Annotated in this window: 13 protein-coding genes; 5 read left to right on the plus strand and 8 right to left on the minus strand. The window is 37.8% G+C overall.

Translation table 11 applies throughout. From position 1 onward, the window contains the following. Positions 1-2 precede the first annotated feature (2 nt). The gene (locus tag ANA_RS13690; RefSeq protein WP_015080649.1) at positions 3-587 is read left to right on the plus strand and encodes a hypothetical protein; all 585 of its coding nucleotides are present in this window, start codon (positions 3-5) and stop codon (positions 585-587) included. 23 nt (positions 588-610) lie between these two features. Here the strand turns inward: ANA_RS13690 and ANA_RS13695 are convergent, their stop codons facing one another. The 4 genes from ANA_RS13695 to ANA_RS13710 form a co-directional block, all read right to left on the minus strand. Then, positions 611-1,918: a hypothetical protein gene (locus ANA_RS13695; RefSeq protein ID WP_015080650.1), complete on the minus strand. Its 1,308-nt coding sequence runs from the start codon at positions 1,916-1,918 to the stop codon at positions 611-613. A gap of 97 nt (positions 1,919-2,015) precedes the next feature. Continuing rightward, on the minus strand, positions 2,016-3,230 hold the full coding sequence (locus ANA_RS13700) for a diaminopimelate decarboxylase family protein (RefSeq protein ID WP_015080651.1): 1,215 nt from the start codon (positions 3,228-3,230) through the stop codon (positions 2,016-2,018). Further along, positions 3,194-4,858 carry an asparagine synthetase B family protein gene (locus ANA_RS13705; protein WP_235081846.1) on the minus strand — a complete coding sequence of 555 codons (1,665 nt, stop codon included), beginning with the start codon at positions 4,856-4,858 and terminating at the stop codon, positions 3,194-3,196. The genes ANA_RS13700 and ANA_RS13705 overlap by 37 nt, the downstream gene beginning before the upstream one ends. A 33-nt stretch (positions 4,859-4,891) precedes the next feature. Beyond that, positions 4,892-5,512: a DUF3859 domain-containing protein gene (locus ANA_RS13710; protein ID WP_015080653.1), complete on the minus strand. Its 621-nt coding sequence runs from the start codon at positions 5,510-5,512 to the stop codon at positions 4,892-4,894. Positions 5,513-5,765: 253 nt separating this feature from the next. Here ANA_RS13710 and bchD point away from each other — a divergent pair, with 253 nt between their 5' ends. From bchD to ANA_RS13725, 3 genes are all read left to right on the plus strand, one after another. After that, positions 5,766-7,790 carry a magnesium chelatase ATPase subunit D gene (bchD, locus tag ANA_RS13715; protein ID WP_015080654.1) on the plus strand — a complete coding sequence of 675 codons (2,025 nt, stop codon included), beginning with the start codon at positions 5,766-5,768 and terminating at the stop codon, positions 7,788-7,790. A gap of 110 nt (positions 7,791-7,900) precedes the next feature. Then, positions 7,901-9,076: a DUF262 domain-containing protein gene (locus ANA_RS13720; protein WP_015080655.1), complete on the plus strand. Its 1,176-nt coding sequence runs from the start codon at positions 7,901-7,903 to the stop codon at positions 9,074-9,076. Positions 9,077-9,082: 6 nt separating this feature from the next. Then, on the plus strand, positions 9,083-10,135 hold the full coding sequence (locus ANA_RS13725) for an MAE_28990/MAE_18760 family HEPN-like nuclease (RefSeq protein WP_015080656.1): 1,053 nt from the start codon (positions 9,083-9,085) through the stop codon (positions 10,133-10,135). A 394-nt stretch (positions 10,136-10,529) separates the two neighbouring features. Here the strand turns inward: ANA_RS13725 and ANA_RS13730 are convergent, their stop codons facing one another. Beyond that, entirely contained in the window at positions 10,530-11,531 is a 1,002-nt protein-coding gene (locus ANA_RS13730; protein WP_015080657.1) for a transaldolase, read from the minus strand. A 25-nt stretch (positions 11,532-11,556) separates the two neighbouring features. On the opposite strand from ANA_RS13730, the gene ANA_RS24690 reads away from it, so the two are divergent. Further along, positions 11,557-11,742, plus strand: coding sequence for a hypothetical protein (locus ANA_RS24690; protein ID WP_083881467.1), 186 nt, complete (start codon positions 11,557-11,559; stop codon positions 11,740-11,742). A gap of 5 nt (positions 11,743-11,747) precedes the next feature. Here ANA_RS24690 and pyk read toward each other — a convergent pair whose 3' ends face one another. The 3 genes from pyk to ANA_RS27110 all read right to left on the minus strand — a co-directional run bounded on the left by pyk (position 11,748) and on the right by ANA_RS27110 (position 14,722). Next, positions 11,748-13,178 carry a pyruvate kinase gene (gene pyk / locus ANA_RS13735; protein WP_015080658.1) on the minus strand — a complete coding sequence of 477 codons (1,431 nt, stop codon included), beginning with the start codon at positions 13,176-13,178 and terminating at the stop codon, positions 11,748-11,750. A gap of 130 nt (positions 13,179-13,308) precedes the next feature. After that, positions 13,309-14,334 (minus strand): type I glyceraldehyde-3-phosphate dehydrogenase, encoded by a 1,026-nt coding sequence (gene gap / locus ANA_RS13740; RefSeq protein ID WP_015080659.1) that lies wholly within the window; start codon positions 14,332-14,334, stop codon positions 13,309-13,311. A 226-nt stretch (positions 14,335-14,560) separates the two neighbouring features. Beyond that, positions 14,561-14,722 (minus strand): hypothetical protein, encoded by a 162-nt coding sequence (locus ANA_RS27110; protein ID WP_168633705.1) that lies wholly within the window; start codon positions 14,720-14,722, stop codon positions 14,561-14,563. Between the last annotated feature and the right edge of the window lie 3 nt (positions 14,723-14,725).

Consider the following 14,725-nt stretch of genomic DNA (forward strand, 5'->3'; position numbering starts at 1 on the left):
ATATGTTAAAGTTTAATCCTCCAGCAGAACCGGAAAATTTTGATCTAAAAGCACGACAACCAGGTAATAATTGGTTAGAAAAAAATACAGATCCTAAAAGAAAACTCAGAGATTATTGGTCAAATTTTAAAAGTGATTTAGCTGATGGTTTTAGTAATCTTTGCGGTTATAGTGCAATGTATGAACCTGTTGGTACTGTAGATCATTTCTTATCTTGTGACAATCATCGTCATTTGGCTTATGAATGGAGTAATTACCGTTTTGCTTCCGGTTGGATCAATAGCAGTAAAGGTACTCTTGATCAGCAGGTTCTTGACCCATTTGAAGTGGAAAATGACTGGTTTGAAATTCTGTTGCCTTCCTTGCAATTAATCATAACTGATAAAGTTCCACTGCACGAACGTCAAAAGGCTGAATTTACTCTACAAAAATTGCATCTACGGGATGATGAACGAGTTCTTCGTCAGCGTCAAGCATGGTATCAGATGTATATTGATGGTGATCTTACCCTAACAGGATTAGAAAAGAAAGCTCCCTTGATTGCTCGTGCAGTTAGAAAACAACAAGCAAATTCTCAGTTAGAATAATTATTAGTAACATCCATGTTTATTCAACCAAAACTTTCCACCATATAAATATCATTTCCTGAATTAATACCTGAATCACCAATTAAAATTATACTACTATCATCACTTTCTAAATTCAAGCTTCCAGAAATACCATGTCTGAGAACTTGAATTAATTTTTGTGGGGTAAAAGATTCTAATTCGACAAAATTACCAGTATCTAACCAAGCTAGTTCTTCAGCAGTTAAAGTCAGACGAATATCTACAGATAATTTTTTAGCTTCGTCTTTTAACTGTGAAGAAAACCGAGTAAACATTTTTCCCTGACTCGCAATAATTTGACGGGGTAAAAGTCCCAGGTCAATAATTGCCACATTGCTATTTAAAAACCACTTTTCACTGGTGCGGAGATGATGAACTAAACTGACACCTTTGGAACTACAATCATGAATAGCATAAACCTTTAAATCAGGGTTACGTCGTAACATTTCCATTGTAGTATTGAAAATGCTTTGAGGATAACCGGTAATACTGAGAATTGCACAATTATTTTCAAAGTGGAAATTATTAGCAATTAATAATTTTGCAATATTAGCACTATCACAAACTACTAATCTATCAAAACTATAAGCAGTGACATCAGGATTTATTGTCGCTGGTGTAATTTCTTGTCGTGGAGAAGGGAGAATTTTTTCAGGGACATTATTAATTTGTTCCCAACGATTTAACCATTCTTGTAATTGAGTTGGGGAAATTAAAAATTCTTGTTTTAATTGATCAACTTTTCCTAACTGTTCAGTTCCCCAAAATATGGAAAATATTCCGATAACGATGATAATTACAAATATAATAAATGACTGAACAACAAACATACTTGCAAATATTCCAATAACTAAAATTAAACCTCCTATGATTTGCAAGAATCTAGCACTTGATTTTCGACTAGCATTGTTTAATTTAGGAGAATTCGTTTGATTAAACAAATAAATAGCTACACAAATTTGATAAACTAAATTTCCCATTAACCATAACCTAGATCCGAATATCATGTTAGAGAAAAAGACTGTACACCAAATATTAAGGAATAGATATGAACCAACAAATCCTAATGATTGAAATGATTTTTTTCTGAGACGACTATCTAAAAAGTAAAGCAGTTGTTTTGGTGTAAAAAATAAAGTGTTATTAGCAGAAATATCATTAATAACTTTAGTAAACATAGGATCTGTAATTTTTACAGTTCCCATGGTTGTGGGTTCAAAAACAAAAGGATGATTGCATTTTAAACATCTTCCTTGATTTGCTGTTCTGTCTTTTAATTTATTATCAGTTCCGCAGTTAATACATTTCATGGTTTTGTTGGTTTTGATTTGGTTAAAAATTGTGGTCTTAGATACTCGACTTCTGTTCTTATTTTGGGAATTAATTAATAATTAAAGAAGTCGAATTTTAGATGATTTGATTATTAAGTAAAATGCTGTAATCTTCCCGTTTACGAATTAAATGATGTCTACCATTTTCTAATAATACTTCCGCAGGTTTAGGACGATGTAAAAAATGTGAAGACATAGCATAACCGTAAGCACCAACATCTAAAATAGCAATAATATCGTCAATTTCTAAAGCGGGAAGTTGACAATTTTTGCCTAAATAATCTCGTGAATATGTGGTATTTCCACAAACGTCAGTTAGATATTTTTGAGAAGTTGAATTTTTCAAAGTTATAATTTCTCGATAACCTCCATGTACAGAAATAACAGCAATATTAGCAATAGTAGAATCTACACCGATAATTTGTTTTTCTCCTTGCCATTTTACCGAAACAACTTTAACTAATAAAGTACCACAACCCGCTATAGCAGAGCGTCCTGGCTCAATCATTAAATTAATATTTTTGACAATTTCACTAATTTTATTAGTTAATTGATGTCCAAATAATTGCCAATCAAAAGCCAAATGATCATGATGATATGGATAACCAAAACCACCACCAAAATCTAAATATTGCCAATCTGGTAACTTTTTTGCAGTTGCTAAAATCGCATCAATTACATCAATAAAGGCTGTTGTTGCATTAGTTCCTGTACCGCGATAAAAATGTAAACCAGTCACCTTTAAACCCGCAGCCGAAGCAATAGAAACAGCCTCATCAAAATCAGCCGAACTAACACCAATACGACTATCCTCCGAAACATTCAACCGCAAACCAATATTTAACTTTGCGTCTTTGCTTCTCTGCGTCTTTGCGCGAAATAAAAAAACCTCACAACACAAACGCAACTGAGAAATACTATCTAAATTGAGAGTTGTTACACCCCAATTGATAATCTGTTCCATTTCCTCCCGATTTAAATTACTACCGCTATAGACGATATCACCAGCATAAAAACCCGCATTTAAACCCAAATAAATATCACCTGGAGTATTAGCATGAAGTCCCCAACCGGCGTTTTTAAATATTTTTAGTAATGCAATATTACTATTTGTTACACTAGCAAAATGAAACTGAGTATGGGGATAACTAATAGCTTTGGTAATATATGAAATAGTTTGGCGTAAAATATCGCCGTTGTAAACGTATAAAGGAGAACCGTAAACTTGCAATAACTCCTGTGCAAGTTCTAATTCTAAATTTGGGATTGCTGTAACTTTTTCCATAACCATCGAGGTAAAATAAATGGATGAGATAAAGACTTTTTGCCTAATTTAGAACCAAAAACATGATAATGCCAAAGTTGCCACATTATCAATAACCACAGACTTTCACCAATTCGTCGTCCTTGAATTTGTCCTCCTAGTTCACCTGTAACAATTTGTGACGCAATATCAGGAAAAAAACAGCCATCCGATTTTAGTATACCAGGATTTAACCAATTACCAAGATCATGCCAATAATCATTTAAACACCAAGAGGTTAAGGGAACACCCATACCGCGTTTTTGTCGCCAAACTATTTCTGAAGGTAGCCAATTTTCTGCTGCTCGTTTGAGGATATACTTCTCACAAGCACCGTTTAGACAGAGTTCCCCAGATAGCTGAAAAGTCCATTCTGCTAAAAGTAAATCACAAAAGGGCGATCGCACACCTAACCCATGAGCAAAACCCAACGCAGTCGCACGGGGATGAATATTTTGCGCTCCTTTTAACATCAAACTGGCACGACGGAGACGATGTAACAACGAAGGACAAAAACTAGCATCAAGAGCATTTAACAACCATTCCTGAGCATTTAAACCTTGAATCTGAGCATATATTTCCGGCTGATACACCCTAGATTCATAACCCCACAAACGGTGAAAAGTCCGCAGATATTGGTGAATAAAACTTTCTTCTTTATCAGGATGTTCAGATTGATAAATACCCGCAGCAATTAAAGGTTTATTAGTCCAACCGGCAAATAATTGATCACCACCTTCACCATTAAAAATCACTTGAGTTTCTTGACTAGCAACTTGATTGAGGAGATATAAAGGAACAGTCACACCGTCACCAAAAGGTAAATCTAAAGCTTTGATAGTAGGAATTAGAGCCTGTTTAATCTTACCAGGACTAGCATCAACTTTAACTAAAGGAATATTCAGAAACTTTGCAACTTGTTCCGCATAGGGATATTCAGAAATTCCCACATTACCAAAATCCAAAGAGTAAGCACGAACTTTTATCCCAGCTTCTACCAACAAAGCCGCAACAATAGAAGAATCCAAACCCCCAGACAGAAAAACCCCCACAGGTTCATCTCTTAAATTAGAAATCTGTTTTTGAATAGAATTTTTCAGTAAAACTTGTAATTGAGAAACTGCTGTATTTTCATCTTGAATTTGTGACTTTGATTCACACCATTGATAAATACTACGAAATTGGGGATTATCAACATCTTCCCAAATAATCTCAGTTCCCGCAGGTACAGAAAACACCTCATTAACAGGAGTCAGAGGATTAGGAACATAAGAAAAACAACTATAACCATATAAACCAGAAATATTAACTTCCGGTTTTTCTATAACTTCTAAAAGTAATTGTAATTGAGAAGCAAACCAAAGCACCCCACCTTGTCGAGTCCAAAATAAAGAAACTCGTCCAAAAGCTTCCCTACCCAAAATTAACCTATCTTCCTCTACCCTTACCCAAACATCAAAAGCATCAGAAAATCCCCCAGCAGAAATACCCGCAATCATATTTTGCGGTAACACAGGTACAGACTCACAACCAACATAAATAACATCCCAAAAAAAATTTCCTTCCTCTCTTCGCGCCTCTGCGCCTCTGCGTGAGAAACTCTTTGCTTTTATCACCCCAATAACCAATAAAATGATAGGGAAACATAACTATTGCACCACAAAAGTTTCTTCACTAATTTTCCGACCTTGAAGCAACATTTGTACTTGCCAATTTCCCACAGATGCGGTAGGATTAATACTATAACGACAAACAGTATCCCAAACTGAAGTTTTTATTTCACGAGTTTGATATTGATTTTGTTTAACAACTTGACCATTTGGATCAATCCAATTACAAGAAAGATTGAGTTTTTTACCTATAGGTGCATTTTTCAAAGTCACACGATAAACAAGTTCTGAATTAGTTTGACGGGAGATATTTTTTAAATTTTCATTATTTGATGTTAGGGTAATTTTGTCTTGTTGTGCGGAAATATTAGCCAATAAAGAACTTTTTTGTTGATGAAAAAACACTGTTAATCCTATACCGATAATTACAGATGTCGCCACTACAAAACCAATTAATTTATTACGGCTTTGTTGAACTTCTAAAGCTTGTTTACGCCGAATTTGAATTAAGGCTTCATCTAATAATTCAGGTGGTAGATTTAAATCTTGTAAAATCTCTTTAATTTGCTGTTGATTAAGTTCTGATTCTTGACGTAATTGTAATGTTTGAACTTCAGCAATAATCTGGTTTAATTGTTCTTGGTTTAGTGGTTGGTTCATGATTTTTAGTAACTTTCGATTAATGTAGGTTGAGAAAACAGAGAAACCAGAGAAACCAGATCCCCGACTTCTTTGAGAAGTCGGGGATCTTAATAGACAGGAAAATTTCAGTGAGTTGGTGATATTCTTCTAAGGTGAAGCTTTTAACCTGAATTGTAGTCATATATCTTGCTCCTGGAGGAATTGCCATTATATATATTCTAAATGTGCCAGGAATTGCTATGCTAAAACTATAATAACTATTAAGGAAACAATGCGATCGCCTACTCTTACCCCGACAATGACTGCTTTTCCCTTGGCTGCTGTAGTTGGTCAAGAAGCAATTAAAATAGCTTTGCTGTTGACAGCAGTAGATCCCGTTTTGGGGGGTGTGGTAATTGCAGGTCGTCGCGGTACGGCTAAATCTGTGATGGCGCGGGCTATTCACGCTTTATTACCACCTATTGAAGTTGTCAAAGGTTCTGTTAGCAACTGTGACCCCAACCACCCCGAAGAATGGGATGATAAACTTTTAGCGGGACAAAGACAGGAGATAGAAACGGAAATTATCCCTGCACCTTTTTTGCAGATTCCTCTGGGGATTACGGAAGACCGGCTTTTAGGTTCTGTGGACGTGGAACAGTCGGTTAAACAAGGTGATACAATTTTTCAACCGGGATTACTCGCTACAGCCAATCGTGGTGTGCTGTATGTGGATGAAATCAATTTATTAGATGACCAAATTAGTAACCAACTTTTATCGGTATTATCGGACGGACGTAACCAAATTGAACGGGAAGGAATCAGTTTTCAACATCCTTGCAAAACTTTGTTTATTGCCACTTATAATCCAGAAGAAGGAGCGCTCAGAGAGCATTTACTTGATAGAATAGCGATCGCCCTATCAGCAGACGGAGTTCTGGGTATAGATCAAAGAGTACAGGCAGTTGAACAAGCGATCGCCTATTCCCAGTCTCCCACAGAATTTCTGCAACAATACAGCGAAGATATAGACTCACTCAAAACCCAAATCATCCTGGCACGGGAATGGTTAAAAGAAGTCACCATTACCCAAGAACAAATTACCTACCTCGTCAATGAAGCCATTCGCGGGGGTGTAGAAGGACATCGGGCAGAATTATTTGCAGTGCGCGTAGCCAAAGCCGCAGCAGCCTTAGAAGGACGCAGTACCGTCACCGCTGAAGATTTACGTCGCGCAGTGGAATTGGTGATAGTTCCCAGAACCACAATTATTCAAACTCCACCAGACGAACAGCAACCACCACCACCTCCCCCACCACCACAAGAAAATCAAGACGAGTCGGAATCAGAAGAAGAACAAGAGGAAGAACAGGAAGAAGAGAAAGAAGAAGACCAAGAACAGCAAGAACCCCCAGACATTCCCGAAGAATTTATCTTTGATCCAGAAGGGGTAATTCTCGACCCGGAAGTGCTTTATTTTACCCAAATGGCACAAAAGCAGGGTAAATCTGGAAGTCGCAGTATTATCTTCTCAGACGATAGGGGACGGTACATTAAGCCGATGATTCCCAAAGGTAAAGCGAGAAGAATAGCCGTAGATGCCACACTGCGAGCCGCAGCCCCATATCAAAAAGCACGCCGGGCTAGACAACCTGATAAAAAGGTGATTGTCGAACAGGGAGATATCCGTTCTAAGCGGTTAGTGAGAAAAGCCGGTGCGTTGGTGGTGTTTGTTGTAGATGCTTCTGGTTCAATGGCTTTAAATCGGATGCAATCCGCTAAAGGTGCGGTGATGCAGCTTTTGACAGAAGCGTATCAAAATCGTGATCAAGTATCTTTGATCCCCTTCCGAGGAGAACAAGCGGAAGTTTTATTACCTCCTACCCGTTCCATTGCTTTAGCTAAGAATAGGTTAGAAAGATTACCCTGCGGTGGTGGTTCTCCTTTAGCACATGGTTTAACTCAAGCGGTACGGGTGGGGATAAATGCCCAAATGGGTGGGGATATCGGGCAGGTTGTGATAGTGGCAATTACTGATGGACGCGGTAATATTCCTTTAGCTCGTTCTTTAGGTGAACCCATGGAACCAGGAGAAAAACCAGATATCAAAGCCGAATTATTAGATATTGCCGGCAGAATTCGGGCTTCAGGGATGCAGTTGTTGGTAATTGATACGGAAAGTAAGTTTGTATCCACTGGCTTTGCGAAGGAATTATCAAAAACAGCCGGAGGTAAATATTATCACTTACCAAAAGCGACAGATAAAGCGATCGCAGCGATGACGAGAGGTGCTATAGCAGACATGAAAGCAAAATAGTCAGTAGACCTATCTGTAAATTCTGTTTTAATCCTTAACTAATCAGGTTTATAAGCTAATTTGTAGATAGGTTTATTTATTTTTATTATCATTGAAGGAGAATGTACTCAATGCAACTTCTAACTCCAACTGAAGAAAAGATGTGGGAAAAAACACCATCTCTAAACCACATCACTATGTCTGATCAACAAATAAATGATAAATATGAAAAAGGTGAACAAAGAATATTAACTGAAATGAACCGGGAAAAGCTACCTGCTTTCGTAAATGCGTTAAAAAAACCCGGTTATATGGATCTTAGACCTTTTTATCAAAGAAGAAATAGATGGGATAAGAAAAAACAGTCTCAACTAATAGAATCTTTTTTAATCAATATTCCTGTACCGTCAATTATTCTTTATGAGAAAAAATATAATGTTTATGAAGTAATGGATGGACAACAGAGAATTAATGCTCTTAAAGAGTTTTATGAAAATCGTCTTACCTTGACAGGATTAACACTTTGGCCAGAACTGAATGGACGCACATATAATACACTCCCTGGCAATATTAAAGCAGGAATTGATCGCCGTTCAATATCCTATGTGGTTTTGATTACAGAATCAGCATCTAGTCCAGAAGACGCACTATTTTTAAAACAGCTTGCTTTTGAACGTCTGAACACTGGAGGAGAAAAACTTAGTCGTCAGGAAATACGTAATTGTTCATTTTATAGTCCTTTTAATCAATTATTGCTTGAGTTAGCAGGTAATCAAATTTTTGCAGATGCTTGGAATATTCCTATTGATGATGAAGAAGAAGAACTTCAAAAAAATAACCTCTACAAAAAAATGGAAGATGCAGAATTAGTGCTGCGTTTTTTTGCATTGCGTAATACAGATAAATTCCGTAATGGTATGGAGGGATTTCTAGACTTATATATGATGAAAAGTCTATCATTTTCTGATCAAGATATAGAATTTCTAAAAGACATTTTTCTTAAAACTATCAATCTATCTCATCAAATATATGAAGAGAATTTATTCAAACCTTTCGATCCTCAGTCTAATACCTGGAAGGACAGAGCATATAAAGCTTATTATGATGCTGTGATGGTTGGTTTTACTAAACACTTGGCCGATGTAGATATTTTACTCGAACGGAAGCCAAGAGTTATTGAGAAAACTAAAATTTTGTTTAGGGAAGATAAATCAAAGCTATTGACTGGCGGTGGAAAGACTAAGGCTGATATTCAAAATGGAATCAGATTGTTTGATGATATGTTATCTCAAGTCATAGCAGAGTAAAAAGCCATGTTTCAGAATCTGCTGATATCTGTAAAAGCTAATATTTCTACAATTCGTTCCATCATTAAAACTAATGAGAAAATGCGAGAGATTGATTTTGAGGACGTTTCTTTATATACAGAAGAGACAAAAATAATTCTCATGAATATATTTCAAGATATTCCTGATAAGAATAATTCGCGTGTTTATGATCAATGCGCTGTCGTTACTCGTTTATATGCTATTTATGAAAGCTTTGTTGAAGACTTAATTAAATCTTGGCTAATACGGCTTCCAGATTTATATCCTAATTACTTAGACTTAAATAATGCTATTCGCAAAACCCACAAAAACGGAGTAGGAAGATTGCTTCAAGAAATATCAAAGGAAGATAATTACAGATACAAAAATTTCTCTGTACAAAAAGTTATACTTGGATTATTAAATGGAGAAACTGGTGAAGATAAATACGAACTATTGCCAGAAGCTTTCCTCTTTCATGAACAAAATTTACGCAAAAATAGTCTGGAGAAATTGTTAACAAATGCTGGTATTTTTGATAATTGGAGTTGGGTAGTTAATCATAGAGATATAAAGAATTTTTTAAAAGAGATTAGGGGAAATCAAACGACTTTGGAAAAAGAACTGAATATATTAATTAGTTATCGCAACGATGCTGCACATAGTACAAAGACAGAAGATTGGTTAGGATTTAAACCACTGTTAGAATTATGTGATTTTGTGGAAAGTTTATGTCAAGCACTAACTGAGTTAGTTACTCATCAAGTTATTGATCATAAGACATTAATCGGTCAAGCGCAAGAAGTTGGTAAAATTACAAGATGGTATGACAAAATCCAAGTAGCAGTTTTAAAAGCATCTAAGAACTGTTTATTGTCCGTTGGAGGTAGCCTTTTTTTAGTAGGTGATTCATACTGTAAGCCAGCCAAAATTGAGAGTATTCGTAATCAGGATGATGAGTCAATTAATGAGATAGAAACAACCCCAGGAATGGAGGTAAAGTTAAAATTTGATATTGATGCCAGGAAAAATTTATGTTTATATCAATTAATAACTTGAATTTGTACTCTTGTACTCAAAATCAATTTTAAAACATTCTTAAATTCTGGAAATCCTAATGCTGATAATAAAAAACAGCCGGAGGTAAATATTATCACTTACTAAAAGCCACTGATAAAGCGATCGCGGCTATGACAAGAGGTGCTATAGCAGACATGAAATCAAATTAAGTTGACGGAAAATTAATTATTCATAGTTGTGCTTTTAGCAAAGATTGCATAACCACAAAATTATCAATTTAGGACTTATAGCAAAATATGAAAATAGTAAAAATAGAGGATCAAAATATGAATTAGCTAATCCGAAAACACCCGTAAAAAGTAGATAGAGCAGGTAATAGGTAATAGAGAATAGGCAAGGATTTTACCAATTACCTATTACCCATCACCAATTATTAAGCAGTTACCTTTTCACGTTCTAAACCAGCCAATCTTTCGGCCAATAGTTTTTCCAAAGAAATCAAAGCCTTGGTAAAACCATCAATACCTTCTGCAAGTTTATCAGAAGCCATGCGGTCAGCATTGTGCATTTGATCAAAAGTAGCTTTATCAACAGAGATTTTGGCAATTGATAACCCTGCTACCTTCGCAGGATCAAGTTTGCGGGGTAATTCTGTGACAGTATTTTGCAATTCTGTCAACAACCCTGGAGAAATAGTCAGCAAATCGCAACCAGCTAATTCAGTAATTTCGCCAATATTGCGGAAACTAGCGCCCATTACCTCGGTTTTATAACCAAACTTTTTATAGTAGTTATAAATGGTAGTTACAGACAATACACCTGGATCTTCCGCTGCGGGATAGCTATCCCGGCCAGTATCTTTCTTGTACCAGTCAAGAATCCGACCAACGAAAGGAGAAATTAAAGTGATACCAGCTTCCGCACAGGCGATCGCTTGGTGCAGACCAAATAGTAAAGTTAAGTTACAGTGAATACCTTCTTTTTCCAAAATTTCTCCAGCTTTGATACCTTGCCAAGTGGAGGCAATTTTAATCAAAACCCGTTCTTTAGAAATACCAGCAGCCTTATACTGAGCGATTAAATCCCGTGCTTTGGCTACGGTAGCATCTGTATCATAGGATAACCGAGCATCTACTTCTGTAGATACACGACCAGGGATAATTTGCAAAATTTTCAATCCAAAAGATACCGCCAAACGGTCAAAAGCTAGAGATACCACCTGTGCTTGACTAGCACCAGCGCCAGCATCTTTTTTAGCTTTCAGTAAAGTCTGATCAACAATATCCTGATATTCCGGCATTTGTGCCGCAGCAGTAATCAGTGAGGGATTGGTAGTAGCATCTTGAGGTTTAAACTGTTCAATTGATTGGATATCTCCGGTATCCGCTACCACAACGGTCACTGCCCGTAGTGCTTCCAGTAAGTTCTTAGGCATAACATACTCCAATGTCAGTGGTCAGTTGTCAGTTGTCAGTTGTCAGTGGTTAGTAGGGGCGAAGCATTTGGAAGATAAATTATCGGTCATTGCAAAAAATAGTTCTCCAAATGCTTCGCCCGTACAGTTGTCAGTGGTCAGTTGTCAGTGGTCAGTGGTGATAGAAATTATTACCAATTACCAATTACCAATTACCAATTACCCATTTTAGATGCGTCATGCTGTAATTGGCTGTCCAATAGAATGCACTTTAATTAAACTTGTTGTTCCAGATTGACCAATTGGGACACCAGAGGTAATCACCACCTTGTCTCCTTCCTGAACTAAACCACTATCTACAACGGTGTCTACCACATTCACAAACATTTCTTCAGCATTGTGAACAGGTTGAATCAGTAGCGGTTCTACACCCCAAGATAAAGCTAATTGACGGTAGGCGGTACAATCGGAAGTAAGAGCGATAATTGGTGTGCTGGGACGATATTTAGAAACGAGTTTGGCTGTGCTTCCTGATGTAGTATTACAGAGAATCGCTTTTGCACCGGTTTCATAGGCAATGCGACACACCGATTGAGATACTGATTCTGTCACCGTCAAACTACCCGCTTTCGGACTCCAAGAATGTCTATTTCCCTCTTGAAGTACGGTTTCTGTTCTTAATGCAATATTGTGCATAGTTTGGACAGCAGCTATGGGATATTCACCCATTGCGGTTTCTCCAGATAACATTACCGCATCTGTGCCATCTAATATTGAGTTAGCCACGTCCGTAGCTTCAGCGCGAGTAGGGTCGGGCGCGCTAATCATGGACTCTAACATTTGAGTAGCTGTAATCACAGGTTTACCAGCTTGATTACAACGACGGGCAATGTCTTTTTGAATCAGGGGGACTTCATAAATCGGTACTTCCACCCCTAAATCCCCACGAGCAATCATAATACCGTCAGCGGCTGCAATGATAGCATCTAGCTGTTCCACAGCTTCTGCCCGTTCAATTTTGGCAATGAGACGAATTTTTGAGCCAGCGCCTTCAATCATCCGGCGTGCGGGTTCGAGGTCTTGGGGCGATCGCACAAAGGAAACCGCTACCCAGTCTACTCCTAATTGTATCCCAAAACGTAAATCCATTAAATCCTTTTCTGTAATTGAACTTACAGGTAAAGGAGTTGCAGGTAAATTTACACCTTTATGAGAAGAAATCAAACCACCAATATTCACATGAGCGCGAATTCTATCAGCGTCTCGACTGGTAACAGTTAATTTCACCCGCCCATCATTAATTAAAATCGTTTCCCCACATCGCATCATAGCAAAGAGAGTAGGTAGAGGTAAGGGTAACTCATCAATAGTTTCACCCTTCTCTTGTAAAACAAAAGTTACCTCAGTCCCAGCTTCTAACATCAGTCCTTCCGGTGGTAATTTTCCCAACCGAATTTTTGGACCACACAAATCCTGCATAATCGCAATTGGCTTATGTAAATCCTTGCTAATCTGGCGCAGATGATGAAAAACCTGGGCGTGAGCCTCATAAGCACCATGAGAAAAATTTAACCGCGCCATGTTCATTCCCGCCCGCACCAAAGCTTCTAACTTCTCAGGTGAAGATGTAGCAGGTCCAATAGTACAAACAATTTTAGTGCGACGCATAAGTATGTAAGGAGTAACGGTAAAGTAGCACACCCCGTTAAGCCCTGGTTTGGTCATTGGTAATTGGTGATTGGTCATTGGGAAGAATGTTTTACCAATTACCCATTACCAATTACCAATTACCCATTACCTAAATCAATCCTTCTTTCTTGGCCATTGACAACATCAAATCAATGACACGGTTGGAGTAACCCCATTCGTTGTCATACCAAGAGACAATTTTGAAGAAATTAGCATTGAGTTCAATTCCTGCACCCGCGTCGAAGATGCTGGAGTGGGAATCACCTTGAAAATCTGTAGATACTACTTCTTCATCTGTGTAACCTAACACACCTGATAAATTACCTTCCGCAGCTTTTTTCATAGCTGCACAGATTTCTTTGTAAGAAGTGGCTTTGGTGGTTTTGAAAGTTAAATCAACTACGGAGACATCGGGAGTGGGAACTCTCAAAGCCATTCCTGTTAATTTACCTTTCAATTCTGGTAACACCAAAGCCACCGCTTTAGCCGCCCCTGTAGCGGAGGGAATTATATTTTGTCCCGCACCCCGTCCACCGCGCCAATCTTTGCGACTGGGACCATCTACCGTGGGCTGAGTGGCTGTTGTGGCGTGAACTGTGGTCATTAACCCTTCGGCTAAACCGAAGTTATCATTAATGACTTTAGCAATGGGGGCTAAACAATTTGTAGTACAACTTGCATTGGAGACAATCAAGTCTTTTGCTGGGTCAAATAGGTGATGATTTACACCCATGACCATTGTTTTTACTTTCTCTGGTTCTTTTGTCGGTGCAGAAATCACAACCCGCTTTGCACCTGCTTTGAGGTGGTTTTCCGCCCCAGGGTAGTCCGTGAAGAGTCCTGTGGATTCGACAACATAATCTACACCCAATTTACCCCAAGGTAATTCGGCGGGATTTCGCATGGATACGCAGGGGATAAAATAACCGTCAATAACTATCCCGTCTTCTCTGGCTGCAACTTTGCTTTTCAATCTTCCATGTGTAGAGTCGTACTTGAGAAGATAAGCCAGGTTATCGGGAGGAACTAAATCATTAATTCCTACAAATTCAATATTGGGATTAGTAAGACCAGCACGTAACACAAGTCTACCAATTCGACCGAATCCATTAATACCAATTTTCAACTTCGTCAAAATTAAACCTCCTGTGTTGGGAATTTCAGCAAAGGTTAACTGGCCCGGTTAATTCTAGTCTGACTTAGCTGATTCTTACAGTCACAAAAGGCATAAAGTTAATTTAACTGGCATATTTTAAGGTTTAGCTTTCCCGACAGAAGCCCCACGCTCACTATACCGGAGCGTGGGATGAATACAATACGCGCGAGTGAGGAATTGCCCAACAGGCGAAATTGAACGCAGTTCAATCAGGATCGTTGGTCAACGAATGAACATTTTCTGATTTAAGAGAATCTATCCAATCTTCCACTAAGGACGTAATAGTTTTATCTTTGGCGGCGGCGTAAGTTTGCAATATTCGCATTCTTCTTTCGCTCATTCTCAGGCTTAATCTTTTATTTTTCATAAC

Source organism: Anabaena sp. 90 (assembly GCF_000312705.1).
Classification (GTDB): Bacteria; Cyanobacteriota; Cyanobacteriia; order Cyanobacteriales; family Nostocaceae; genus Dolichospermum; species Dolichospermum lemmermannii.

Coding starts and splice junctions, on each gene's coding strand:
- ANA_RS13695 (WP_015080650.1), bottom strand. CDS start 1,918: ATGAAATGTATTAACTGCGGAACTGATAATAAATTAAAAGACAGAACA.
- pyk (WP_015080658.1), bottom strand. CDS start 13,178: ATGCGTCGCACTAAAATTGTTTGTACTATTGGACCTGCTACATCTTCA.
- ANA_RS13720 (WP_015080655.1), top strand. CDS start 7,901: ATGCAACTTCTAACTCCAACTGAAGAAAAGATGTGGGAAAAAACACCA.
- ANA_RS13730 (WP_015080657.1), bottom strand. CDS start 11,531: ATGCCTAAGAACTTACTGGAAGCACTACGGGCAGTGACCGTTGTGGTA.
- ANA_RS13690 (WP_015080649.1), top strand. CDS start 3: ATGTTAAAGTTTAATCCTCCAGCAGAACCGGAAAATTTTGATCTAAAA.
- bchD (WP_015080654.1), top strand. CDS start 5,766: ATGCGATCGCCTACTCTTACCCCGACAATGACTGCTTTTCCCTTGGCT.
- ANA_RS13700 (WP_015080651.1), bottom strand. CDS start 3,230: ATGGTTATGGAAAAAGTTACAGCAATCCCAAATTTAGAATTAGAACTT.
- ANA_RS13710 (WP_015080653.1), bottom strand. CDS start 5,512: ATGAACCAACCACTAAACCAAGAACAATTAAACCAGATTATTGCTGAA.
- ANA_RS13725 (WP_015080656.1), top strand. CDS start 9,083: ATGTTTCAGAATCTGCTGATATCTGTAAAAGCTAATATTTCTACAATT.
- ANA_RS27110 (WP_168633705.1), bottom strand. CDS start 14,722: ATGAAAAATAAAAGATTAAGCCTGAGAATGAGCGAAAGAAGAATGCGA.